Consider the following 22,366-nt stretch of genomic DNA (forward strand, 5'->3'; position numbering starts at 1 on the left):
ACTACTTGCACGACCAGGTCTTGTGCGCCCGCTTCATGACGTACTTGCGGGGTACGGCGTGCTGGACGTATGTCGTGCGCTCGATGAACGCGCGTCGCATCCGCGGGTACTTGGTGACGCGGACTTCCTTGACGTACGCCCGGTGCATCCGGGGGTGCCTGGTGACGCGGACTTGCTCGATGTACGCCCGGTGCATCCGGTGATGCCTGGTGACGCGGATTTCCTTGACGTAGGCCCTGTGGAGTGTGGGGCGGTGGACGTACATCGGGCGTTCGACGTATGCGCGTCGCATACGCGGGTACTTGGTGACGCGGACTTCCTTGACGTACGCCCGGTGCATCCGGGGGTGCCTGGTGACGCGGACTTGCTCGATGTACGCCCGGTGCATCCGGTGATGCCTGGCGACGCGGATCTCCTTGACGTAGGCCCTGTGGAGTGTGGGGCGGTGGACGTACATCGGGCGTTCGACGTATGCGCGTCGCATACGCGGGTACTTGGTGACGCGGACTTGCTCGACGTACGCCCGGTGCATCCGGGGGTGCCTGGTGACGCGGACTTGCTCGACGTACGCCCGGTGCATCCGGTGATGCCTGGCGACGCGGACTTCCTTGACGTACGCCCGGTGCATCCGGTGATGCCTGGCGACGCGGACTTCCTTGACGTAGGTCCTGCGGTACTTCGGCTTCTCGACGTAGAGGCGCTCCTGGACGATCACCTTGCGGACGGCCCGAGTCTTCGTATGACGGTAGTGCCGGGTCCCGCAGGCGTTTCCTGACCAGCAGCTGAGCATGGAGCTCGTGACGTTCGACGCGGCGATCGCAGAGGGGGTGACGGCCGCGTTCGCGGGCTGGGAGGAGATGGCCATCGGAACGGTGAGGGCGGAGGCCACCATTACGCCGGCGGCGAGAGCTTGTCTGAGCATGAAGATCACTCCGTGAGGTGGTGAAGGTTCCACGCTCCCGCTCATGCGCGGGGCTGTGTCTCACGTGACACCGGACCTGCTGGATGCTCGGCCTGGTCTCAGTCACTACTGATTGACGGAGCGTCGAATCGGTCTCCCGGGAAGGCGCCGAAACGGCGTATTGACCTGTCCTCACGGTAGAGCGCGTCACGCCGGGCCGGACACCCGTAACAGGCAAAGGGGTCGATTGGGGCTGATTACCTCTGTTCGGAAACAGAATTCGGGGCTCCGATGCGTCACCGCGGTTCCGCGCCGTTCTGGGCGGGACGATGGCCTCGCCCACGTATTGATAACCACCTGTCTCGCCAAACGTTCTCATCCGTGCGGATCGGAATGATCAACCGGAGCTATGCAGGCCGTTCGTGAGGCCGAACTGGACAGACCCAGCGAGGGCACTCCCTGCGGCGTCCTCGTCGGCGAGGGGCCGAGGAGGAAGAAAGCGCATCGGTGACGCTCGTTCAACCGAGCACGGTCTGGTCGCACTGACAGACCCGCGTCGTTAATTCATCGCTGCACGGAAATGACCGTTCGCGCGATTCTCTCCGCATGATTTCCGGAGAATGCGCCGGTCACAATCAGGAACAGCTTGGAGAAGTGTCGCGTGGTGGTCGGCGCCACGCGGGTCGAGTCGGAACCCGCCCGTCTCGAGGCGCTGGGCCACGCAAACCCATTCGTCCAGTGCTCTGACCGCATAGGTTCGCCGGGTCGGCGGTCGCTTCGTTCACCCTGGGAGCGACCTGTGTTTCCGGGTGGCGGTGTCACGAGGAAAAACCGATTGCCTCGGGGCCAGAGCTCATGTTGGCTGGGCAGCATGGCCGAACTGCGTACCGATCGCCTCATCTTGCGCCGATGGCGTGACTCCGACCTTGAACCGTGGGCGGCGATGAATGCCGATCCCGAGGTCCGGGAGCACTTGGGCGACCTGCTTACCCGCGAACAGAGCGATGCCTCCGTGTCGCAGTTTCAGGCCGAGTTCGACCAGCGAGGCTACGGGTGGTGGGCGGTTGAGGTGGAAGCCACGGGCGAGTTCATCGGCTTCGCAGGCTTGGATGAAGTGGACGACTACATGCCGTTCACAGGAGTGGAGATCGGCTGGCGGCTCGCCCGCTCGGCCTGGGGCCAGGGCTACGCTACCGAGGCTGCGCTGACAGTCCTGGCTCACGGCTTTGACGCTCTTGAGCTTCCTGAGATCCTCGCTGTCACAACGGCCACCAACCTTCGTTCCCAGGCGGTGATGCGCCGGATCGGCATGACCCGGGACCCGGCCGACGACTTCGACGACCCCACCGAGCCCGAAGGGCCACTGCGTCCGAACGTGCTGTACCGCATCGCCCGTAGTGCGAGGATCTGACGCTCTCCGCTGGGGTCGTTTGATCAGGCTGCGGCGGCGACGGGGCGTCCGATCTCGTTGAACCGGTGGATCACATCCCGCACCGTGTCCTCGTCAGCCTGCACCAGCTGGGCAATCACCGGAACACGGTTCCCACCGTCCGAGGCCGGCACCATCATCGCGCGCCGATAGCGAAAAGAGCGGCAGGGCAACAGGATCCGCCGCGGCAACCCGGTGGCTCTGGCACTGTGGATCATCAACAGGCAATGGGTTGCCGGCGCTGCGATCGGCGGCCATTGATGATGGGGAGACCGTAGTGGACTTCGGTTTGCTGTGCGTACATGCCCACCCGGACGACGAGGCGATCTGGACAGGGGGGACCCTGGCCAGGTACGCCGCCGAGGGTGCCAGGACCGCGGTTGTGACCTGCACGTGGGCGGAGGGCACCCGCCGGGCCGGTGAGCTGGAGCGCTCCCTCGCCATCCTCGGCGCCGACAAGCCGAGGTTGCTGGGCTACGCCGACGCGCACAAGCCCGAGTCCGCACCTGGCAGCCCGCGCTTCCTGGACGTGCCGCTCGACGAGGCGGTGGGACGACTGGTCGAACACATCAGGGACGTCAGACCCGATGTCGTGCTCACCTTCGACGGGTACGGCAGCTACGGGCACCCCGACCACATCCACGCGCATCGGGTCACGATGGCCGCGGTCGAAGCGGCTGGTTACGACCAGCTCTACCCCGACGCCGGCGCCCCCTGGCGACCACGCGCTCTCTACCTGGCGACCATCCCGCGCTCCGTTGTCGTGTCTCACTGGCAGGAGGTCTTCGGAGCCGCCCCCGATCCGGGACAGACGCTGCCGGGCGTCCCTGATGACCAGGTCACCACCCACCTCGACGTGACACCCTGGGCCGACCGCAAATGGGCGGCGATGCAGGCGCACGAGTCCGAGGTCGAGCGCGGCGCGTCGATGACTCTGTTGACCACGCTGCCGGAGCGGGCCCGTGCCCAGATGCTGTCGAACGAGTGGTACCGGCGCGTCGTCTACACCGGGGACCCCGAAACCACCCTTTCGCCCCCAAGGGGGGCCCACCGCGGGTGAGGATGACGGTCGTCGACCGGATTCGGCAAGTCAGGACAGCAGTCGCGGCCGGCTGAGGGCGAGTTGCTGGTCAGCGGTGGGGGCCTGTGCCGGCTGCGATTCAGCTGAGCCGCGATGGAACGGACGCCGGGCGAGCAGTGGGGCGGCGACCCGCGCTGAGAGGCCGCCTGCGTGCCGGTCCGCTGGGAACGTGGATCCTGTGTCAGACGCCGGCGGATCCCTGGTCGGAGACGTCGCCGTCGTAACGGCGGCGCACGCGGGGGAGGAGCCCGCGCCAGACCCGCCGCCAGATCCAGCCCGGGAGCAGTACGCTGCGTTCCTCCCTCTCGACCCGGCCCCTGCGGTGGCCCAGCGGGCCCGCCGACCCGGGGTCGTAGCTCAGCCGGTACTCCACCGCGCACACATGCCGGACGCTTTTGTAGCCGTAGTGCGCGGGCGCGACCAGACGCGCCGGAGCTCCCTGATCCTCGGTCAACGGCATGCCGTCGAGAGTGTCCGCGAGCAGGACGTCCTCGGCGAGCGCGTCGGCCAGCGCCAGACAGCTCCGGTAGCCGTCCAGCCCCGTGAAGTTCACCCAGGCGCACCTCGGATGCGGACGCACCCGTGCCGCGAGCGCCTCGTGCACCGCCCTGAACGGGACGCCGCCCCAGCGCAGACCGGTCGCGCTCCAGGTCGTCACGCAGTGCAGGTCGCCGACCTGCTCCCGGCGGCCCGGCAGGGCGAGCAACTCGGCGAGGTCGATCTGGATCGGCCTTCGTACCACGCCCGACACCGACAGCACCGGCCGGGCAGGCACCTCCGGGCGCACTCCGGCGAACCGGGGCAGGCCGAACCTCCGCAGCGGAGCCGGTGACTGGCCACGAGGCAGACCGCTCACGAGTCCGCCTCCGGCGTCGCCGCGGCGCCCGCCGCCCGGCCGCGGTTTCTCGTCCCGCTGTCCGGTGCCAGGCGCATGGTCATCTCGTACACCTCGCGCAGGTCGCCCGCCGCCACCGGCGGGACCACCTGACCCGCGCCGATCAGCACCAGGTAGAGCAGGCGCGCCATGGGTACGGCGTCGGCCTCGGCGCCGCCGGTCTCCCGCCACAACGCCCGCAGGTAGTCCAGGCGCAGAGCGTCCACGCGTTCCTGCGTGGCCCGGACCTCGCCGTCCTGCGCCGCCCAGGCCCGTACGGCGATCTCCACACGGGAGCGTTCGTCCTCCTCGGCCAGGACCAGGGTGAGGAGGCGCTCCAGCCTGGCGAGGGGAGAGCCGCCCGAACGTTCCACCTGGTCGATGTAGCGGGTGGTGTACTCCGCCGCGAAGTGCGCGAGAAGCCCCGTCTTGAACCCCGTCATGCCCGCGAAGTGGTGGTAGAAGGAGCCCTTCGTGAGATCGAGCCGTCCGCAAAGCCGCTCGATCGTCAGCGCGGGCGCCCCCTTCTCGCTCAGCACCGTGAGCCCCGCCTCAAGCCAGTCCTGCCTGCGCGCCATGTGCACGTCCCGTCGCTTTCGTCCTGCTTCGAACATACCATACGGTACGGTATGGCCCTTGGGGTGCGCGGGCCGGTAGCGCTCGGGCAGCTATCGCGAGAGTGTCACCACAAGGTTGGTTCCTCGTGGCGTGGAGAGGCGCGGCCCGGCGGGACGGCCGCCGCGGTGAGGGCGTCCCACGAGGGGTAGTGGCGGGCGAGGTCGAGCAGGAGCAGCGCGGTGGCGTGCGCGTCGAATCCCGCCCGGTGGCGGCGGCCGTCGACGCCGGTCAGCGGGATGGCGGCGTAGGCGAGCAAGGCGTCCAGCGTGTACCGCGGGGCGGCCGGATAGGTGGCGCGGGCCAGGCGCAGGGTGTCGATGATCCCCGCGGGCTTCCAGCCGGGTAGGTGGCGGCGTAGCACGTTGTAGTCGACGCCGGCGTTGTGAGCGGCGATCCACGTGTGCCGGAGGTGTGCGTGGACGGCGGGGGCGACCTCCTCCCAAGAGGGGGCGCCCGCCACGTCCTGGTTGGTGATGCGGTGGACGCGGGTGGCGAACCGGGTGATGGGCCGGGGCGGCCGGACCAGGGTGCGACATGCCGACTCCGGAACCGGCCGTCCGGCGGCGATGGGGACGGCGGCGACCTCGACGAGGTCGGGCGGGGTGGCCCCGTTGCCCTCCACATCGACGACGAGTAGGTGGGGCCAGGTGCCGAAGTCCATGGGTGCGTCCTCGCGGGGTTGTCGGCCGATCGTCTGGGTGCTGCTGCGGGCTGGGCTCCACGGTGCCGGGCCGGTCGGGTCGGGGGAAGCACCCCACGGGTGTGGCGGCCGCCGCCCGCCGAGGACGCTGCCCCCGGGCTGTGCGGGACACCCAAGGCGGGCACTCAGCTTCGGTCTCGACGCCAAAGCCTGCCGTCCCTCCGGGGTGACACCCTGTGAACGACGGCCAAGGACGAGGCAAGGAGTAGCCAGTGCGGGTCTACATCTCCATCGACATGGAGGGCGTGGGCGGCATCGCCACCATGGACCAGATCGTCCGCGGCGGCCACGGGTATCCGCGATCGCAGCGGCTGATGACCGCCGAGGCCAACGCCGCCATCGAGGGCGCGTTCGAGGCCGGAGCCGACAGCGTGCTGATCAACGACAGCCACGGCACCATGGACAACCTGCTGCACGACGAACTCGACCCGCGGGCCCGGCTGATCTTCGGCAGTCCCAAGCTGGACTGCATGGCCGAGGGCATCTCGGCCGAGCACGACGTGGCCATGTTCCTCGGCTACCACGCCGCCGCCGGCTCGCCCGGCGTGCTCGCCCACACCTACTCCTCGCACTTCTATGAGGTACGACTGAACGGCCGGCAGGTGTCGGAGGCCGAGGTCAACGCGTTGCAGGCGGCCGCGGTCGGCGTTCCGGTGGGGTTGCTCACCGGTGACGACGTCATCTGCGGTGTCGCGGAGAAGGCCTTCCCCGGCGTGCGCACGGTCGCCGTCAAGATCGCGCACGGGCACACCGCCGCGGACAGCCTCTCCCCGGCCGAGGCCAGGCGGCTGATCCGGGAGGCGGCGGCGGAGACCGTACGGGGGGCCGGGGAGCTGGCGCCGCTCCAGCTGCCCGAGACCCTGGAGCTGGAGATCGACATGCCGAGCACGCCCGCGGCCGAGATGGGGGCGCAGATCCCCGGCGTGCGCAGGATCGCCGACAAGACGCTCGCCGCCACCTTCGCCACGCCCCGCGAGGTTCTGGGCTGCGTCACGCTCTGTTACCACTTCGCCGCCGAGGCCATGATCAGCCGGATGGCCCTGTTCAGCCGCCGTTAGCGCCGGGACCGGCAAGGTTCGCCCGGATCGAGGGACCGGAGCGGAAGGGAGCGAGGATCGGAGCGAAGGCCCGGCGAAGCGGGGCGGGCGAGGACGCCTGACGTCGGTGGGGGCACACTGCCCGGCCCCTCCCTGAGAGGATGGGGGTCGCATTCGGGGTTCCCCGGCGCAGTTGACCCTCACACCGTGTCAGGCCGTAGACCGGAGCCGTCATGTTCATCATCGGAGATTTCGCCCGCCTCGGCCGGGTGTCCGTGCGGATGCTGCGGCACTACGACGCTCTCGGCCTGCTCCGGCCGGCCCGGGTCGATCAGGACACGGGCTACCGCTACTACGAGGCGGGACAGCTGTCCCGCCTCCACCGGCTCATCGCCCTCAAGGATCTCGGCCTCAGCCTGCAGCAGGTGGGGCAGATCCTCCAGGAGAAGGTCGGCACGGAGGAGCTGCACGGCATGTTGCGGCTACGTCGCGCGGAACTGGCGGCTCAGGTGGCCGACGACACGGCGCGGCTGGCCAGGGTGGAGGCGAGGCTCCGAGCCATCGAAACGGAGGGCGGCATGCCCGCAGACGTCATCATCAAGAGCACTCCCGCGGTTCGTCTCGCCGAGCTCAGCGGCATCGCCGAGAGCTACGAGTCCGACAAGATCGGCCCGGTGGTCCAGCCTCTGTACGTCGAGCTGTGCAGGCGGCTCGACCAGGCCGGGATCGCGATCGTCGGCCCGTCGATCGCCTACTACGAGCAGGTCCCCGAGGGCGTACGCGTTCATGCCGGAGCCCCGGTGAACATCGAGAAGGGCGAGAGCCACGGCTTCGACGTCGTCGACGTGCCGGCGATCGAGCAGGCGGCCGTCATCGTCCACCACGGGCCGATGGAGAACGTGGACGCCACCTTCCAGCGGCTCGCCCGGTGGATCGAGGACAACGGCTACCGCAGCCACGGCATCGCTCGCGAGGTGTACCTGAAGTACGGGGACGGCGATCCGTCGACCTGGGTGACCGAGCTGCAGGAAGCGGTGACGCGCCGCGGATAGCGGTCGACCCGTGGATCTCCGTGGCATGACGCATGCCCGGAGATCCACCGCCGGCTTGTTGAGTCGCCCGCGCGGTTGCGAACGCCGTTGGCGGCACCGGCCTGTACCCGCGTGATGATGCTGTCGACGTCGCACCGCCTGCATCAGACGGATGTGGTCTCCCATGCGAACCCGTCCGGGTCGGTGAAGGGCCCCGCACCGCCGCCGATCACGATCCGGTGCGATCCGGCGCCCTCCTGGGAGACGCCGGTGTCCTTGGCGAGGGCGCGGCGCGGGTAGAGCGCCAGCGTGACGGCCGACGACGGAGTGTCGAACTCGACATACTTGCCGCCGAAGCTCTTCGCCACGGCCAGGCCGCGGTCGACGTAGAACCGCTTGCTCGCCTTGACGTCCTCCACTCCCAAGAGGAGCGCGACCTGGTCGATGTGCCGGGTGGCAGGGCCGGTGTCCTTCTTCTTCGAGGTCGCGACCTTGCAGATCGTCCCGTCCGGGGCGCGTACAACGCCGCCGTAGCCCCAGAACCCCTTCGTGGCCGGCTTCAGCGTCGTGGCGCCGGCGTCGAGGGCGGCGCTGATGAGCGCGTCGACGTTGCCCGGCTGGGACACCACGAGTGACAGCGCGAACCCACGGAAGCCGGTCGTCGGCGCATCCGAGGCGCGTACGTTCACGTAAGCGTCCAAACCGAAGGCTTTGTAAAAGGCGTCCGCGGCCGCGGAGTCGGGGACTTCCAGGGTGACAGATTCGAAGGAGGTCATGGCAGGTCCTTTGCGCGAGGGGGTTCGTCGTCTTGTCAGGGGCCGGTACGCGGCGGATCGGGCAGGGGCAGGCCGACGCTCACCGGTCCTGCAGCAACCCGAGGACGTTGCCATCGGGGTCGATGACGGTGGCCACCAGGCGGCCGCCACCGACATCGTGCGCGGCCTCCTTCACGGTGGCCCCCGCGGCGGTCACCTCGGCCAGCTTCGCCTCGATGTCCGGTACGTGCCAGTAGGCCACAGGCGAGACCATGCCCTGCGGTCCACCGTCCGGCACCAGCCCGATGTGCTGACCTTCGGTCTCGAAGCCGACGTAGTAGGGCGAGTCGGTCTGCGGCGGGACACCGAGCAGGGCCGCGTACACCGCCTTGGCCTTCGCCAGGTCGGACACGGGATGCAGCACGGTCTTGATTCCCTGGGTGGAAGAGCCGGTCATGGTCACTCCTGTAGTCATGGGCCATTTCGACCCGCCGTGTTCGTAGTCACAGCTTCTCTTCCGACCTGTCCACTCCACATCCGTGGCGGCCACGGAACCGTTCACGGATCGACGGCACGGATTGCGCACGGTGGCCACTACGGAAGGGAGTGCGGAGGCGGTTGCGTCAAAATGGGGCAATGGTGGCAGGAATGGAGATCTCGCCTCGGGAAGCCGAGGTGCTGGAACAGGTCGGGGCCCATCTCAGCAACGCCGAGATCGCGGCGCGGCTGTGCATCTCGGTGCGTACCGTGGAGAGCCACGTCTCCTCGCTGCTGCGCAAGCTGGAGGTGCCGGATCGGCGGGCGCTCGCCCAGCGTGCGCCCGAGCCGGCCGGCGCCGGTCCGTCTCACCCGGCGCCGGTTCTGCCCGCCCCGCTGACCTCGTTCATCGGCCGGGTGAGCGAGCGAGCCGAGCTGACCGAGATGATCAAGGCACATCGCCAGGTGACCGCGGTCGGTCCCGGCGGAGTGGGCAAGACCCGGCTCGCGTTGGCGGCGGCCACGGAAGCGGCCGGCGAGTACTCCGACGGGGTGTGGTTCGTCGACCTTGTCCCGGTCACCGATCCGGGGATGATCGCGACCGCGGTCGCCGGGGCGCTCGGCCTGGGTGAGCAGCCCGGCCGCGACATGACCGAGTCCGTGGTCGCCGCGCTGGCCGACCGCCAGGCGTTGCTGGTGCTGGACAACTGTGAGCACGTGGTGGACGGGGTGGCGCTGTTTCTCGAGCGGCTGCTGGCGACGTGCCCTCGGTCGACGGTGCTGGCGACCAGCCGGGCCCGGCTGATGGTGCCGTTCGAACGGGTGTATCCGGTCCTGCCGCTGTCGCTGTCCGTCGACGGCGAGTCGGACGCGGTCGCGTTGTTCATGGAGCGGGCGGCGGCGGTCGGCTGGCCGCTGGATCCGCCACTGCGCGACCAGATCGCCGCGATCTGTGCGCGGCTGGACGGGATGGCGCTGGCGATCGAGCTGGCCGCTGCCCGGTATCCCACGCTCGGGCTCGATGGCATCACCGCCGCCCTGTCCCACCCGCTCCGGATGCTCACCGGTGGCTCCCGCGCGGATGAGCGGCACCGTTCGGTGCGGGCGGCGCTGGACTGGAGCCACGCGCTGCTGGAGCCGGCCGACCGGGCGCTGCTGCGCCGGGTGTCGGTGTTCGTGGCGCCGTTCACCGCTGCTGCGGCCGTGGAGGTGGCCGGATCAGAGGAAGGCATTGTCGCCGAGGGACTGGCCCGGCTCGCCGAACAGAGCCTGCTGGTGGTGACGGCGTCCCCGGGCGGTACGGAGTACCGGGCGCTGGAGACCATCCGCCAGTACGGCACGGAGCGGCTCGCCGAGGCCGGTGAGCTGGTCGACGCTCGCTCCCGGCACCTTCGCTGGTGCCTGGCCAAGGCCGCCGGCCTGGCGGTGGCACGCCAGGACTGGCGGGCTCGGTTCGACCGGGTGGCGGACGACCTCCGCGCGGCCCTGGCGTGGGCGGCCGAACAGCCGGAACAGCGCACGGACGCGTACGATCTCGCCCGGCACCTGGCGGAGCTGACCTTCACCCGTCACCTGACCGGCGAGTCCCAGCGGCGCTATGAGCAGGCGGCCGCGCTCGCGACCGACCCCGCAGCAAGCGCGTCGATGCTCCGGCAGGCCGCGGCCGTGGCCGGCTGCCGGACGGTCGGTGATGACATGTACCGCCTTCGCCGCGCGGCCGCGGACGCCGCCCGCAGCTCCGGCGACAGCTCCGGCGCCGCCGCCGACCTGACGACCGCCGCCACTGTCGCGTTCCGGTTCTCGACCACGTTCGTGCGGATCCCGCCCCGGGAGGAAGCGCTCGCGCTGATCACCGAGGCGCGGGAGTTGGTGGGCGACGATCCGGCCGCGCAGACCGCGGTGGCACTGGCCGAGGCCGCGGTGCTCACCGACGCGTTCGGCGCCGCCCAGGGCCCGCCCGGCAACGCCGTACCGGAGACGATCGCGCGCGCTGAGCGGGCGGTCGAGCTCGCCCGCCGGACCGGCGACCCGCTCGCCGAGTCGGCCGCGCTCGACGCGCTCACCGGAGCTCAGAGCTGGGCCGGCGACACGTTCGCCACCGCGGCCACGGCCCGGCGCCGGATCACGCTCCTGTCATCCCTGCCGATCTCGCCGGCCGGCACCCACGAGCTGATCGACGCGCTCGGTATAGTCACCGAGGCCGGTCTCGGAGCAGGGGACGTGCTGGGCGCCCGCCGATGGGCACGCCAACTGGCCGACCATCCTTCGCTGGCGGAGGTCGGTCACCGCGCTACGTGCCGGCTGCTGATGGTTGACGCGCTGGCGGGCAACGTCGACGAGGTGCTCACCGGTAGCGTCCGGTTCCTCGATGCGTGGCGGCGGGCAGGCAGCCCCGCCCGCTCGATCCTCTGCCCGGCGGTGGCCGCGGTGGCGATGATCCACGGCCTCCGCGACGACCATGACGCCCGGCGCGAATGGCAGGAGGTCCTGGATCAGCTCGGCACCCCGCCGGAGCATACCTATGGCTACGGGGCGATCTTCGACGCGATCCTCTTCCTGCACCACGGGGAGGCGCCGGAGGCGCTGGAGCGGATGGCCCCCGAGCCCAGGCAGGTGTGGAAATGGGTCACCTGGATCTGGCTTCACTGGTATGTGGCGCTGCGCGCCGAAGCCGCCGTGCTCGCCGGGAGCCCCGGCGCTCGCGACCGGGTGGCCGAGGCTCGGACCGTCGTGGCCGGCAACCCTGTCGCCACCGCCATTGTGGAGCGGGCCCAAGCGCTGCTGGACAATGATCACGAGCGGTTGCTCGCCACGGTAGCCGCGTTTGACACCGCCGGCTGCCGCTATCAGTCGCTGCGCACCCTGGTGCTCGCCGGCGGCGACCACGCCGACCGTGGCGCGGCCGCGCTGGCCGATCTCGGCCTCGCCCCGATGGCCCCTGCCCCGACATCGATGACGACCACGGGGCGGTCGTGACGGGAGGAAGCATGGGAACGGAACAGGACCCGGGCGGACCGGCCGGCCTCGGCGACGCTCGCGCCCGGCGCCGTGGAATCGGGACGCGCGGACGGGTGGCCCTGGTCGTGATCGGTGTCGTGGCCGTCGCGTCGGGTGCCATCGCCGTCGTCCGCGCCGGCCACCGTACCGACGTTCCCGGGCGGAGCACGGGGTCGGTGACGCCCGGTACGGCGGAGCGGACGGCCGGCGCCGCCGATGAGCGGGTCCGGGACGGGCGGGTCCGGGACGCGCGGACGGTGTGGCCGGAGGCGGTCGCGTCGCTCCCGAAGACGTCCGCGGACGGACTCGGCTATCGGCCGGTCACCGCGCTCGGACCCACCGAGATCCTCCTCACCGCCGGGCCGTCGTTCGAGGAGCCGAAGCGGTTCGACGTCTACGACATGAAGACGGGCCGGAGCCGGACCCTCGTCACGTTGGTTCCCGGAGCCGACGGATACGTCCAAGGGGGCGTGGAGGTGGGCGAGGACTACATCGCGTGGTACGGCAGGAGGCCGAAAGAGCCGCGGAGCTGGGTGGACTTCTGGGTGGCCCCCCGCCAGGGCGGGGATCCGATCCGGGTCGGCGAGGTGACCGGCGAGCTCGCGGGGATCGACCGCTTCGGGGTGAGCGGGGACCACGTCGTCTGGTCGCCCGAGGCCGGCGGCGTGTACCGCATGCCGATCGGCGGCGGCAAGCCGGAGAAGATGCCGGAAACGGACGGGTTGTGGCTGGCGTCGTGGCCGTGGGCCCGCAACGTTCCGGCGGCGAGCGACATCGAGACGGGGCTGCCGGACACCAACCAGAACGTGCTGGCCGACCTGCGCAGCGGCGTGCGGCAGAACATGATCCCGCTGCCGGACGTCACCGGTCTGCGCTGCTCCACGGAGTGGTGCGTCGGCCGCCAGGGCGGGGGAGCCGTCGCCATGCGCGTTGACGGTTTGGACCTGAGCCGTGTGCCGTGGACCATGACCGAGCCGGAGGTCTACGGTGGCCGCTTCGTCGAGGTGTACCGGGACACGACGAGCATGATCTACGACCTCGCCACGGGGAAGGCGGGCGGGATCACGGCGCCCAGCCCGGACGGCAGGTCGGGCTCGTACGGGCAGGGCGCCTCGTCGTCGCCCACCGCGGTCTTCTTCTGGGACGCGAAGCAGGGCGACGACTACGACGTCCTCAACCTGGCCGCGATCCCGGCGCGAGAGTAGGCGCCGCCTGCCCGGCCCTCGCACCGGGGACCACGGCCGGGTCAGGCGACGGGCGCCTGGGTGCCGAGCGAGCGGCGCGCGACCAGGACGGCGTCGTGGACGGTGATGGGCCGCCCTTGCGGGTCCGTCACCGGGCGCGGGCGGCTCTCGGCCGCCAGCACCTGCCACGCGGTGGGGTCCAGCTCGGAGGCGATCTCCTCGCCGGTGAACATCGCGTCCGGGAACACCCCCCGGCGGGCGGTGGTCCAGAGGTCGGACGGGTGGTGCCCGACGATCAGCAGGGTCCCGCCGGGGGCGACCGCGGCGGCCAGCCGCGCGTACAGGTCCCGCCGCGCGTCGCCGGGCAGGTGCATGAACTGCGCCGACACCAGGTCGTACGCGCCCTCGGCGGGCGGCTGGTCGCGCAGGTCGGCGTGCGTCCACGTGACGCGGTCGGCGATCCCCGCGCCCGCGGCGGCGGCGTGCGCGGCGGCCCGCTCAAGCGCGGTGGTGGAGATGTCGGCCGCAGTGACGCGCCACCCGCGTTCGGCGAGCCAGATCGCGTCGGCGCCCTCGCCGCAGCCGACGTCCAGCGCACGTCCGGGGGTGAGCTCGGCGGCGTCGGCGACGAGCTGCGGGTTGGGGCGGCCACTCCACAGTGCCGGGCGGGCGCGGTAGCGCTCCTCCCAGGCGTCCCGCTCGAACATCGTCCGCGCCTGGTCCCGGTACGCCTCGACGGCGTCGCGGGTGTCCTCGGCGACGAGGTCGGCGTTGATCGCGGCGCCGGCCGTCAGGCCCGCGGTGGCGGACGCGATCACCTGAGCCTGTACGTCGGCCACGTTGCCCGCCACCCACACGCCGGGCACGGCGGTGGCCCCGGTCGGGTCGGCGGGGACCCGGGTGCCGACGACGTGGCCGCCGATCTCCACCTCGACCGTTTTCAGCCCGAGCGACTCCAGCACGTCGGCGCGGGCGGACAGCCGCGACGCGACCACCACCGCGTCGAGCGCGACGACCTCGCCCGAGGCCAGCCGTACGCCGGTGAGCGTGTCGCCGTCCGTCTCCACCCCCGCGACCGGACCGTCCACGACGACGATCCCGCGCGCCGCCAGCCGCTCGGCCCGCTCCGCGTCCGGCGGCGGGGCGTGGTGCAGCAGGACCAGCACGTCCGGGCTCCACTGCCGCCACATCTCCGCCTGGTGCCAGGCCAGTGGCCCGGTCGCCAGGACGCCGATGCGCCGGTCGCGGACCTCCCATCCGTGGCAGTACGGGCAGTGCAGCACGTCGCGACCCCAGCGCTCGGCCAGCCCCGGCACGTCCGGCAGCTCGTCCACGAGGCCGGTGGTCACCAGGAGCCGCCGCGCCCGCACGTGGCGCGCGTCGTCCAGCGTCACCAGGAAGCCGTCGCCGTCCTTCGCGGCGGTCTCGGCCCGCCCGCTGACGATCTGCCCGCCGTACCGGGTCACCTCGTCCCGCCCGGCCGCCGCCAGCTCGGCGGGCGGCGTGCCCTCCCGGCCCAGGTAGTTGTGCACGTGGCCGGCGGGCGCGTTGCGCGGCCGTCCCTCGTCGACCACCAGCACCGACCGCCGCGCCCGGGCCAGCGCCAGGGCGCCGCTGAGTCCGGCCGCGCCGCCGCCCACCACGACCACGTCGTACGTCTCGTCCACCGTGGGACTCCTCTCGCTCGTGGTTCCATACGGTGCTCTCTCGCCTGCCGGACGGACAAGTTATCTTGCCGATATGGCAAACACCGACGACGCCGCGGTCCTGGCCGCCGTGGGCCCGCGGCTGCGCGCGCTGCGCAAGAAACGCGGCATCACCCTGACCCAGCTCGCGGAGGCCACCGAGATCTCGGCCAGCACCCTGTCCCGGCTCGAATCCGGCGAGCGCCGGCCCAACCTGGAACTGCTGCTGCCGCTCGCCCGCGCCTACCAGGTGCCGCTCGACGAGCTCGTCGGCGCGCCGCAGGTCGGTGACCCCCGGGTGCGGTTGAAGCCGATCAAGCAGTGGGACTCGACGATCATGCCGCTGACCCAGCACGCGGGCGGGCCGCAGGCGTTCAAGATGATCATCAACACCACCCGCAGCACGCCCGACCCGCGTACGCACGAGGGCTATGAGTGGCTGTACGTGCTGAGCGGGAAGTTGCGGCTGGTGCTCGCCGATCACGACATCGTGCTCAAAACGGGGGAGGCCGCGGAGTTCGACACCCGGCTGCCGCACTGGTTCGGCAGCACAGGGGAGGCGCCGGTGGAGGTGCTCAGCCTGTTCGGGCCGCAGGGCGAACGGATGCACGTCCGCACGAAGCCGCGCGGCGCGTCGTCCCGCGACGCCGTCCCGGACTGAACGCTCCGCGCTGTTCGAGGTCGTCGTTACTCCGTTCGGTGTACGCGTACCGCGAACGGTGGGAGCTCAGGTGACGGTGAACGGACGACGCGGGCCGGCCACGGTCCGGCCTAATGTGACCGCCGTCCTCCCAGAAAGGTGTCACATGTCCGCACTGTCACAGCGGCGCGAACCCGCTTCCGTCCGTCACTCCGCCAAGGTCATCGATGGCGCGCTCGCCATGCTGACCGTCGTCATCTTCGTCGCCGTAGCTTTCGCCACCGGGGTGCAGTCGCCCTGGCGGGGGCCCGTCCCGGTGATCCCTCTCGCGCTGTTCCTCGGCGCGCTCCTGCTCGTCAGACGCCGCTGGCCGATGGCCGTGCTGTCGCTGTCCATCGCCGCGATCTTCGCCTACCACCTCACCAGCGAAGGCCCCAACGGCTGGATCTGGCCGATATGGGCGGCGTACTTCACCGCGGCGGCCACGCCCCGCGTGCGCTGGGTGGCCGCCATCGGCGTCGCCCAGCTCGTCTACTCCGCCGTCGACTTCCGATGGGTCATCGACCGGAATATGGGCCGCTACCTCATCCACACCGTCGGTGAGGCGCTGCTGCTGGCGTTCATCACCGGCGCGGGCCTCCTCTACGCCGCGTCGCTGCGCTGGCGCGATCGGCTGCGCGAGACCGACGGCCGCGCTCGCGCCGCGGAGGAGCGGCTGCGCGTCGCACAGGAGGTGCACGACACCGTCGCCCACACCCTGGCCGTCGTCGGCGTCCATCTCAACGTCGCCGCGGACACTCTGGAAGAGGCGCCGGCCGAGGCCGCCGCCGCGCTCCGCCTCGCCCAGGACGTCAGGAACCGGGCGATGGCCGACCTCGCCGCCCTCATCGACGTCCTGCGGACGTCCCCGACCGGCACCGTGCCCCAGCCCGATCTGGCGTCCTTCGGCGCGCTCGTCGCCGACGCCCGCGCCACCGGACTGGAGGTGACCCTCGACGAACGCGGCGACCCCTCGGCCGTCCCGGCCACCTGCGCCGTCGCGGTCTACCGCGTCGTGCAGGAAGCCCTCTCCAACACGCTCAAGCACTCCGGGGCGACCACGGCCGAGGTGACGGTGGCCTACCAGCCGGACGCGGTCAGCGTCGAGGTCGTCGACAACGGACACGGGAGCGCCGGCGGCGCCGGCATCAGGGAGGGGCACGGCCTGGCCGGCATGCGCGAGCGGGTGAGCGCCCTCGGGGGCACGCTCACCGCCGGGCCGGTTCCCGACGGCTTCGCCGTGAAGGCCCGACTCCCTCTGGCAGACTCCTCACCGTGACGATCAAGGTGCTCCTCGTCGACGACCAGGCGCTCGTACGGGCCGGCTTCCGCAGCCTGCTGGCCCGCTCGCGGGACATCACGGTCGTCGGCGAGGCCGCCGACGGCGCCGAGGCCGTACGGCTGGCCGCGAGCGCCCGCCCCGACGTCATCCTCATGGACATCCGCATGCCGGGCACCGACGGCATCACCGCCACGCGCCGCATCGTCGCCGACCCCGCGACCGCGGGCTGCCGCGTCGTCATCCTGACCACATTCGACACCGACGACCACGTGTTCGCCGCGCTGCGCGCCGGAGCCAGCGGCTTCCTCACCAAGGAGGTCGAGCCGACCGAGCTGCGCCGCGCGGTCGCCGCCGTCGCCGCCGGAGACGCGCTCCTGTCCCCGGGCGTCACCCGCCGCGTCATCGGGCAGTTCACCCACCGGCAGGACCTCGCTCCCGACACCGGACGGCGGATGGCCACCCTGACCACGAGGGAGCTGGAGGTGGTCCGGCTGGTCGCGCGTGGACTGTCCAACGACCAGATCGCCGAGCGCCTCGTCATCAGCCCGCTCACCGCGAAGACCCACATCACCAGGGCCATCGCGAAACTGGAGGTGCGCGACCGGGTCCAGCTGGTCATCCTGGCCTACGAGAGCGGCCTGATCCGGCCCGGCGGGTGAGGCCGGCCCCGGGTCAGCGTGCCAGGCTCTCCACGTATCCGGCGAACCGCTCGTCGATCTCCTCGCCGGTCAGGCCGAAGTCCGACAACGCGTACCGGTGCGCCGGCCGGCGTGGGCCGGAGCGGCTCTCGTCGTGCATCCGCGCCATGGCGGTACGCGCCTCGTCGCCGAGACGCAGCCCGAAGTGGGCGTAGACGGCCTCGATCGTGCCCATGGGGTCGCGGACGAAGTCGTCGTAGTGGACGTCGAAGAAGCGTGCCCGGTCATGCTTCGCGCGTTCGGCGCGGAACCGGTCCAGGCCGCGGCTCCACAGGTCGAGCTGGTCTCGCCCGATCACCGCCTCGGTGAACGCCTCCGACCAGCCCGCGGTCGCGTGCGCGGCCAGGCTGCACATCGACGCCATCGCCGTACGCGGGGAGCGGTGCGTCTGGATGACGAGCGCGTCCGGGTAGACCGCGAGGAGCGCGTCGAGGGCGAACAGGTGGCTCGGGTTCTTCAGGACCCAGCGCCGGCCGGCGTCGCGGAGCCCGATGAGCTGGAGATTGCGCCGGTGCCGGCGGTAGGCCGGCGTCCAGTCCTGCCCGTCCAGCCAGGCCGAGTACGCCGGGATGTGGGCGAGGCACTCGAACGAGATCGACCGCATCGACTGGCGGAGGAGCTGCCAGCACTCCTCCACCATGTCGGCCGAGATGTAGTGCACCCCCATGAACTCGGGGTTCTCCACGTGATGCCGTTCGTAGCCGGACTGGATCGCCCGGTAGACGGGGTCGTCCGCCCAGGTCTCGCGCGGCGGGCGCGGCTGCGGCGCCTCGGCCAGCCACACCTCCAGCCCCTGGTGCGCGGGATCGGCGGTGAGCAGCCGGTGCAGCGCCGTGGTCCCGGTGCGCGGCAGCCCGGTGACGAAGATCGGCCGCTCGACGGGCACGTCCGCGTGCTCCGGGTGCCGCCGCCACGCCTCCTCCGACCACAGCCGGGCGGCCAGCGCGCCGCGCAGGAAGGAGCGCTGCGCCCGGCGGCCCAGCGGGGTGAGCGCCGCCTCCCTCGCGTACGAGTCGAGCAGCACCTCAAGGCCGTCCAGGTAGGCGTCCGCGCCGAAGTCGGCCAGGCCGGTGATCTTGCGGGCCGAGGCGTGCAGATCCTCGACCGTGCCGACATCCGTACGGACGGCGTCGCGTCCTGTGGTCATCGCGAACCTCCGGGTCAGTGGTGCCACTCGCCGCAGTTGACGTCCAGGCACTGCCCGGTGACCGCCCGCGCCGCCGGGGACAGCAGGAACACCGCGACGTCGGCGACCTCGTCGGGTTCGGGCAGCCGGCGCAGGTCGGTCGTCGCGGCCGTCTCGTCGTACACCTGCCGTGTGGTGACGCCGCGCTCCCGGGCGAGGGACCGGAAGTACCACTTCAGGTTGTCCGCCCAGATGTATCCGGGCGCGATGGAGTTGACCCGAACACCCCGCGGCCCCAGCTCCGTCGCCAGGCTCTGCGCGATGGAGAGCAGCGCCGTCTTCGCCATCTTGTACGCGCCGAACGTGCGCCGCGAGTGCCGCAGCACCGCCGAGTTGACCATCACGACGGAGCCGCCGCCCTCGGCGAGCGCGGGCGTGAGAAGGCGGGTCAGTCGCAGCGTGGACAGCACGTTCGTCTCGAATCCGGCCCGTACCGCGTCGAGGTCGACCGTGCCCAGGTCGGCCAGCGGCGGGATCGCGAAGGCGTTGTTCACCAGGCCGTCCACCCGGCCGTACGCCTCCAGGGCGGCGTCGGCCAGCCGGCGGCACGACGCCTCGTCGGTGATGTCGGTCGGCACGGTCAGGGCGCGGCGGCCGAGCGCCGTGACCTCCTCGGCCACCTCGGCCAGCCGGGACTCGGTGCGCGCGGCCAGCACCACGTCGGCTCCGGCGCGCGCGGACCGCACGGCGAGGGCGCGGCCGAGGCCCGGCCCCACGCCGGAGACGACGACGACCTTGCCCTCCAGTGACATCGGGTCCTCCACGGGGTCCTGCGCCGCCATCAGCCCAACATCCTTCGGGCGACGGCGATCTGGCGGGCGGCGACGCGCTCCGCCCATTCCCCCGGGCTCACCCGCTGCCGTTCGTAATGGGGGAGGCGTCGCGGCAGTTCGTCGAACGGGAGCACCTCCACCTCGGGGCCGTCCTCCGGTTTGAGCTCGCGCGCGAGCCGCTGCCAGCGGAACTGCAGGTATCCGCGGCGGTGCCCGGTGCGCTCGATCCAGTTGGCCAGGCCGGGGTCGCGCTCGCTGACGACGTAGCGGATCATCCCGTCGGGATCGATCCGGGCCTGGTCGGCGGTCAGGCTCGTCTGGTGGTTGATGTAGTCCAGCGAGACGTACCACATGCTGCCGAGCTGGAAGCCCTGGTACGGCGCGTCCGAGCGGGCGGCGGCCGGCACCGTGATCACCATGACCTGGTCGTCGTCGAGGTCGTAGTGCCCGACGGAGGAGTACTGCGTGGCCAGGCCGCCGGGCGTGGGCCGCGGCTCCGTCATCGTGTTGACCGGCAGCGAGAGATAGTGCCACTCGGGGAAGGCGAGGAACGTGCGCAGCCGCGCGACCAGGATCCGGCCGGCCACGTCGAAGCGCTTGGCCATGGCCTCTGGCGAGCGCGGCGGGGGAGCGGAGCCGAGCGTGCCGGCGCGGTGCAGCCGGATCTCGCCGGGCCGTTCGTGCTCCCAGTCGCTGAAGACCTCGCGCACGACCAGCATCGCCGAGCCGGGCCCGAGCGTGAAACGGTTCGGCCCGCCGCCGGACCCGGCCGGTCCGAAGCGCAGCTCGTACGTCCCGTCCGGGGCGATCTCGATGTCGCGGTCGTCGAACGCGGCGAGGCTGTCGGGCGAGCGCGCCGGGGAGTAGTCGCCGTTGAGCACCTGGAAGCTGAGGTCGGACGTGGTGCCGCGCCGCCCCGACACCACGTACTCCGCGTCGTCGCGGATGTAGGCGTGGAAGTAGAGCGTGTCGGGGTTGTCCAGGCCGAGCTTGGCGTACGGCCCGGTGGAGGCGACGAAGTACGGGAAGTCGCGCTCGTAGGCCCAGGCCAGGTGCAGCGACGCCTTGATGCTGCCGGAGAGGTAGTCGAGCCCCTCGGCCAGGTCCTGATCGGTCCGCACGTGCGGCGCCGAGCGGATGATCCGCTCGGCCTCGGCGATCGCCTGGGCGAATGTCTGCGTGGCCACCGGACCCCCTCGGATCGCGGTACAGATATGTACCGAAGCGGTAGGTTCTCGCTCCACGTGAGAGTAGAACTGGTTCTAGGAGATGGTCAATGCCGACGCCGAGGTGCTCGCCGCCGGTCAGGCCCCGGCGGGAGACGCCCAGCGGTTCGCGGTGAACCGCAGGCTCGGCAGGTCGTCGAGGGAGACGGAGAACTCGTACGTCCGCTCGTGGCCGGTGCCGCTGATCCGCCACCGCCCGTCCGGGCAGCGCCGGTAGGTGTCCCGGTAGTAGCCGGCGCCCCGGATCAGCAGCCGGTGCTCCATGACGATGACCGTGTCCTCCAGGCACCAGCTCCCCGTGGCGTCGTCGTCGCCGACCTCGATCTCGGGGTGGCTGACGAGATGCGTGGTGATCATGCCGGCGCCCAGGGTGGCGCGCATGTAGCCGACGATGGCGTCCCGCCCGGCCAGGCGCAGCGGCTCGCGGAGCATGGGGGTGTCGTACGCCGCGACGGCGTCGTCGGTGAAGGTGTCGGCGAAGTCGTCCCAGAGCTTGAGGTCCAGGCAGCGCAGGTAGCGGTACTTGGCCCGGCGGATCTCTTCGAGTGTGGTCGGATCCATGCGCTTCAGCATCACCGACCGGCGGCGCGCTGGCAAGAACTTGTTCTATTTTCGCTCGGCATAGCATGGAGGTATGGGCGCGCGTCCGGTGACGCTGTTCCTCGGCGGCGACGTCATGCTCGGCCGCGGTGTGGACCAGATCCTGCCGCACCCCGGCAACCCCGCGCTGCGCGAGGCGCACGTCGGCGACGCCCGGACGTACGTCGAACTGGCCGAGGCGGTGAACGGGCCGATCCCGAGCCCGGTGGACGTCACCTGGCCCTGGGGCGAGGCGCTCGCGCTGCTCGACGAGGCCGCCCCCGACGCGCGGCTGCTCAACCTGGAGACGAGCGTCACGTGCGACGGCGCGTTCGTCCCCGGCAAAGGCGTCCACTACCGCATGAACCCGGCCAACCTGCCCTGCCTGGCCGCGGCCCGGCCGGACGCGTGCGCGCTCGCCAACAACCACGTCCTGGACTTCGGCCGCGCGGGCCTCGCCGAGACTCTGGACGCCCTTGCCGCCGCCGGTCTGCCCGCCGCCGGCGCCGGGCGGGACGCGGACCAGGCGCGGGCGCCGGTGGCCGTGCCGCTGCCGGGAGGCGGGCGGCTGCTGTTCTTCTCGTTCGGCATGGCCTCCAGCGGCATCCCGGAGGACTGGGCGGCGACCGCGGGCCGCTCCGGCGTGGACTTCGTCGACGACCTCTCCGAGGACGCGGCGGCGGCGATCGCCGAGCGGGTCCGCCGCGCGAAGCGGCCCGGCGACCTCGCCGTCGCCTCCATCCACTGGGGCTCCAACTGGGGGTACCGGGTCTCCCGGACGCAGGTCCGGTTCGCGCACGCGCTCGTGGCTGGCGGCGTCGACCTCGTGCACGGCCACTCCTCGCACCATCCACGCCCGATCGAGCTGCACCGGGGCCGGATCGTGCTGTACGGCTGCGGCGACCTGGTGGACGACTACGAGGGCATCACCGGGTACGAGGAGTTCCGCGACGACCTGCGCCTGCTGTACTTCGCCTCGCTCGACCCCGAGTCGGGGCGGGCGACCGCGCTGCGCATGGCGCCGTTGCGGGTTCGGCGGATGCGGCTGTGCCGCGCCGCGCCGGACGACGTCGAGTGGCTGCGGGCGACCCTCGACCGCGTCAGCCACGGCTTCGGGGTCCGGGTCGTCGGCGATCCCGACGACGACGGCATGCTCGCGGCGCGAGAGGCGTGA

21 protein-coding genes and 1 pseudogene are annotated in these 22,366 nt (G+C 71.5%); 10 read left to right on the forward strand and 12 right to left on the reverse strand.

The window, feature by feature from the left end:
- Position 1: 1 nt before the first annotated feature.
- Complete coding sequence (locus ACQP1V_RS17110; RefSeq protein WP_433424005.1) at positions 2 to 922, reverse strand: hypothetical protein; 921 nt, start codon at positions 920 to 922, stop codon at positions 2 to 4.
- A gap of 850 nt (positions 923 to 1,772) precedes the next feature.
- Here ACQP1V_RS17110 and ACQP1V_RS17115 point away from each other — a divergent pair.
- Positions 1,773 to 2,312 carry a GNAT family N-acetyltransferase gene (locus tag ACQP1V_RS17115; RefSeq protein WP_387418475.1) on the forward strand — a complete coding sequence of 180 codons (540 nt, stop codon included), beginning with the start codon at positions 1,773 to 1,775 and terminating at the stop codon, positions 2,310 to 2,312.
- 47 nt (positions 2,313 to 2,359) lie between these two features.
- Here the strand turns inward: ACQP1V_RS17115 and ACQP1V_RS17120 are convergent.
- Positions 2,360 to 2,491: pseudogene (locus tag ACQP1V_RS17120) on the reverse strand (helix-turn-helix domain-containing protein); the annotation flags it as partial.
- 116 nt (positions 2,492 to 2,607) lie between these two features.
- Between ACQP1V_RS17120 and ACQP1V_RS17125 the strand changes: the two are divergent.
- Complete coding sequence (locus tag ACQP1V_RS17125; RefSeq protein ID WP_433424009.1) at positions 2,608 to 3,390, forward strand: PIG-L family deacetylase; 783 nt, start codon at positions 2,608 to 2,610, stop codon at positions 3,388 to 3,390.
- Between the two features lie 202 nt (positions 3,391 to 3,592).
- Here ACQP1V_RS17125 and ACQP1V_RS17130 read toward each other — a convergent pair whose 3' ends face one another.
- The 3 genes from ACQP1V_RS17130 to ACQP1V_RS17140 all read right to left on the reverse strand — a co-directional run bounded on the left by ACQP1V_RS17130 (position 3,593) and on the right by ACQP1V_RS17140 (position 5,564).
- A complete protein-coding gene (locus ACQP1V_RS17130) occupies positions 3,593 to 4,267 on the reverse strand; it encodes a molybdopterin-dependent oxidoreductase (RefSeq protein ID WP_433424012.1) in 675 nt (224 codons plus the stop codon).
- Positions 4,264 to 4,863, reverse strand: a complete 600-nt coding sequence (locus ACQP1V_RS17135; RefSeq protein ID WP_433424015.1) for a TetR/AcrR family transcriptional regulator — start codon at positions 4,861 to 4,863, stop codon at positions 4,264 to 4,266. The genes ACQP1V_RS17130 and ACQP1V_RS17135 overlap by 4 nt, the downstream gene beginning before the upstream one ends.
- A 104-nt stretch (positions 4,864 to 4,967) precedes the next feature.
- Positions 4,968 to 5,564 (reverse strand): 3'-5' exonuclease, encoded by a 597-nt coding sequence (locus ACQP1V_RS17140; RefSeq protein ID WP_433424018.1) that lies wholly within the window; start codon positions 5,562 to 5,564, stop codon positions 4,968 to 4,970.
- A 251-nt stretch (positions 5,565 to 5,815) separates the two neighbouring features.
- Here ACQP1V_RS17140 and ACQP1V_RS17145 point away from each other — a divergent pair, with 251 nt between their 5' ends.
- Positions 5,816 to 6,661: a M55 family metallopeptidase gene (locus ACQP1V_RS17145; protein ID WP_387418470.1), complete on the forward strand. Its 846-nt coding sequence runs from the start codon at positions 5,816 to 5,818 to the stop codon at positions 6,659 to 6,661.
- A gap of 212 nt (positions 6,662 to 6,873) precedes the next feature.
- Positions 6,874 to 7,692: a MerR family transcriptional regulator gene (locus ACQP1V_RS17150; RefSeq protein WP_433424021.1), complete on the forward strand. Its 819-nt coding sequence runs from the start codon at positions 6,874 to 6,876 to the stop codon at positions 7,690 to 7,692.
- A 143-nt stretch (positions 7,693 to 7,835) separates the two neighbouring features.
- Here the strand turns inward: ACQP1V_RS17150 and ACQP1V_RS17155 are convergent, their stop codons facing one another.
- Both ACQP1V_RS17155 and ACQP1V_RS17160 read right to left on the reverse strand, forming a co-directional pair.
- The gene (locus tag ACQP1V_RS17155; protein ID WP_433424024.1) at positions 7,836 to 8,447 is read right to left on the reverse strand and encodes a glyoxalase; all 612 of its coding nucleotides are present in this window, start codon (positions 8,445 to 8,447) and stop codon (positions 7,836 to 7,838) included.
- Positions 8,448 to 8,526: 79 nt separating this feature from the next.
- On the reverse strand, positions 8,527 to 8,883 hold the full coding sequence (locus tag ACQP1V_RS17160; RefSeq protein WP_433424027.1) for a VOC family protein: 357 nt from the start codon (positions 8,881 to 8,883) through the stop codon (positions 8,527 to 8,529).
- A gap of 191 nt (positions 8,884 to 9,074) precedes the next feature.
- Here ACQP1V_RS17160 and ACQP1V_RS17165 point away from each other — a divergent pair, with 191 nt between their 5' ends.
- The gene (locus ACQP1V_RS17165) at positions 9,075 to 11,879 is read left to right on the forward strand and encodes an ATP-binding protein (protein ID WP_433424030.1); all 2,805 of its coding nucleotides are present in this window, start codon (positions 9,075 to 9,077) and stop codon (positions 11,877 to 11,879) included.
- An 11-nt stretch (positions 11,880 to 11,890) separates the two neighbouring features.
- On the forward strand, positions 11,891 to 13,105 hold the full coding sequence (locus tag ACQP1V_RS17170) for a hypothetical protein (RefSeq protein ID WP_433424032.1): 1,215 nt from the start codon (positions 11,891 to 11,893) through the stop codon (positions 13,103 to 13,105).
- 41 nt (positions 13,106 to 13,146) lie between these two features.
- On the opposite strand, the gene ACQP1V_RS17175 is transcribed toward ACQP1V_RS17170, so the two are convergent.
- Positions 13,147 to 14,751: an FAD-dependent oxidoreductase gene (locus ACQP1V_RS17175; protein ID WP_433424035.1), complete on the reverse strand. Its 1,605-nt coding sequence runs from the start codon at positions 14,749 to 14,751 to the stop codon at positions 13,147 to 13,149.
- A 73-nt stretch (positions 14,752 to 14,824) separates the two neighbouring features.
- Here ACQP1V_RS17175 and ACQP1V_RS17180 point away from each other — a divergent pair, with 73 nt between their 5' ends.
- The 3 genes from ACQP1V_RS17180 to ACQP1V_RS17190 all read left to right on the forward strand — a co-directional run bounded on the left by ACQP1V_RS17180 (position 14,825) and on the right by ACQP1V_RS17190 (position 17,389).
- Complete coding sequence (locus ACQP1V_RS17180) at positions 14,825 to 15,430, forward strand: helix-turn-helix domain-containing protein (protein ID WP_387418234.1); 606 nt, start codon at positions 14,825 to 14,827, stop codon at positions 15,428 to 15,430.
- Positions 15,431 to 15,575: 145 nt separating this feature from the next.
- The gene (locus ACQP1V_RS17185) at positions 15,576 to 16,727 is read left to right on the forward strand and encodes a sensor histidine kinase (protein ID WP_433424038.1); all 1,152 of its coding nucleotides are present in this window, start codon (positions 15,576 to 15,578) and stop codon (positions 16,725 to 16,727) included.
- A complete protein-coding gene (locus tag ACQP1V_RS17190) occupies positions 16,724 to 17,389 on the forward strand; it encodes a response regulator (RefSeq protein ID WP_433424041.1) in 666 nt (221 codons plus the stop codon). The genes ACQP1V_RS17185 and ACQP1V_RS17190 overlap by 4 nt, the downstream gene beginning before the upstream one ends.
- A 13-nt stretch (positions 17,390 to 17,402) precedes the next feature.
- Here the strand turns inward: ACQP1V_RS17190 and ACQP1V_RS17195 are convergent, their stop codons facing one another.
- The 4 genes from ACQP1V_RS17195 to ACQP1V_RS17210 all read right to left on the reverse strand — a co-directional run bounded on the left by ACQP1V_RS17195 (position 17,403) and on the right by ACQP1V_RS17210 (position 21,174).
- Positions 17,403 to 18,575, reverse strand: a complete 1,173-nt coding sequence (locus tag ACQP1V_RS17195; protein ID WP_433424044.1) for a sulfotransferase family protein — start codon at positions 18,573 to 18,575, stop codon at positions 17,403 to 17,405.
- A 14-nt stretch (positions 18,576 to 18,589) separates the two neighbouring features.
- On the reverse strand, positions 18,590 to 19,396 hold the full coding sequence (locus ACQP1V_RS17200; RefSeq protein WP_433424047.1) for an SDR family oxidoreductase: 807 nt from the start codon (positions 19,394 to 19,396) through the stop codon (positions 18,590 to 18,592).
- Positions 19,396 to 20,574, reverse strand: coding sequence for a hypothetical protein (locus ACQP1V_RS17205; protein ID WP_433424050.1), 1,179 nt, complete (start codon positions 20,572 to 20,574; stop codon positions 19,396 to 19,398). The genes ACQP1V_RS17200 and ACQP1V_RS17205 overlap by 1 nt, the downstream gene beginning before the upstream one ends.
- Before the next feature lie 117 nt (positions 20,575 to 20,691).
- Positions 20,692 to 21,174, reverse strand: coding sequence for a nuclear transport factor 2 family protein (locus ACQP1V_RS17210; protein WP_433424052.1), 483 nt, complete (start codon positions 21,172 to 21,174; stop codon positions 20,692 to 20,694).
- A 73-nt stretch (positions 21,175 to 21,247) separates the two neighbouring features.
- Between ACQP1V_RS17210 and ACQP1V_RS17215 the strand changes: the two genes are divergently transcribed.
- Positions 21,248 to 22,366, forward strand: coding sequence for a CapA family protein (locus tag ACQP1V_RS17215; protein ID WP_433424055.1), 1,119 nt, complete (start codon positions 21,248 to 21,250; stop codon positions 22,364 to 22,366).

This window comes from Microtetraspora malaysiensis (genome assembly GCF_050947145.1).
GTDB classification, from domain to species: Bacteria; Actinomycetota; Actinomycetes; order Streptosporangiales; family Streptosporangiaceae; genus Microtetraspora_A; species Microtetraspora_A malaysiensis.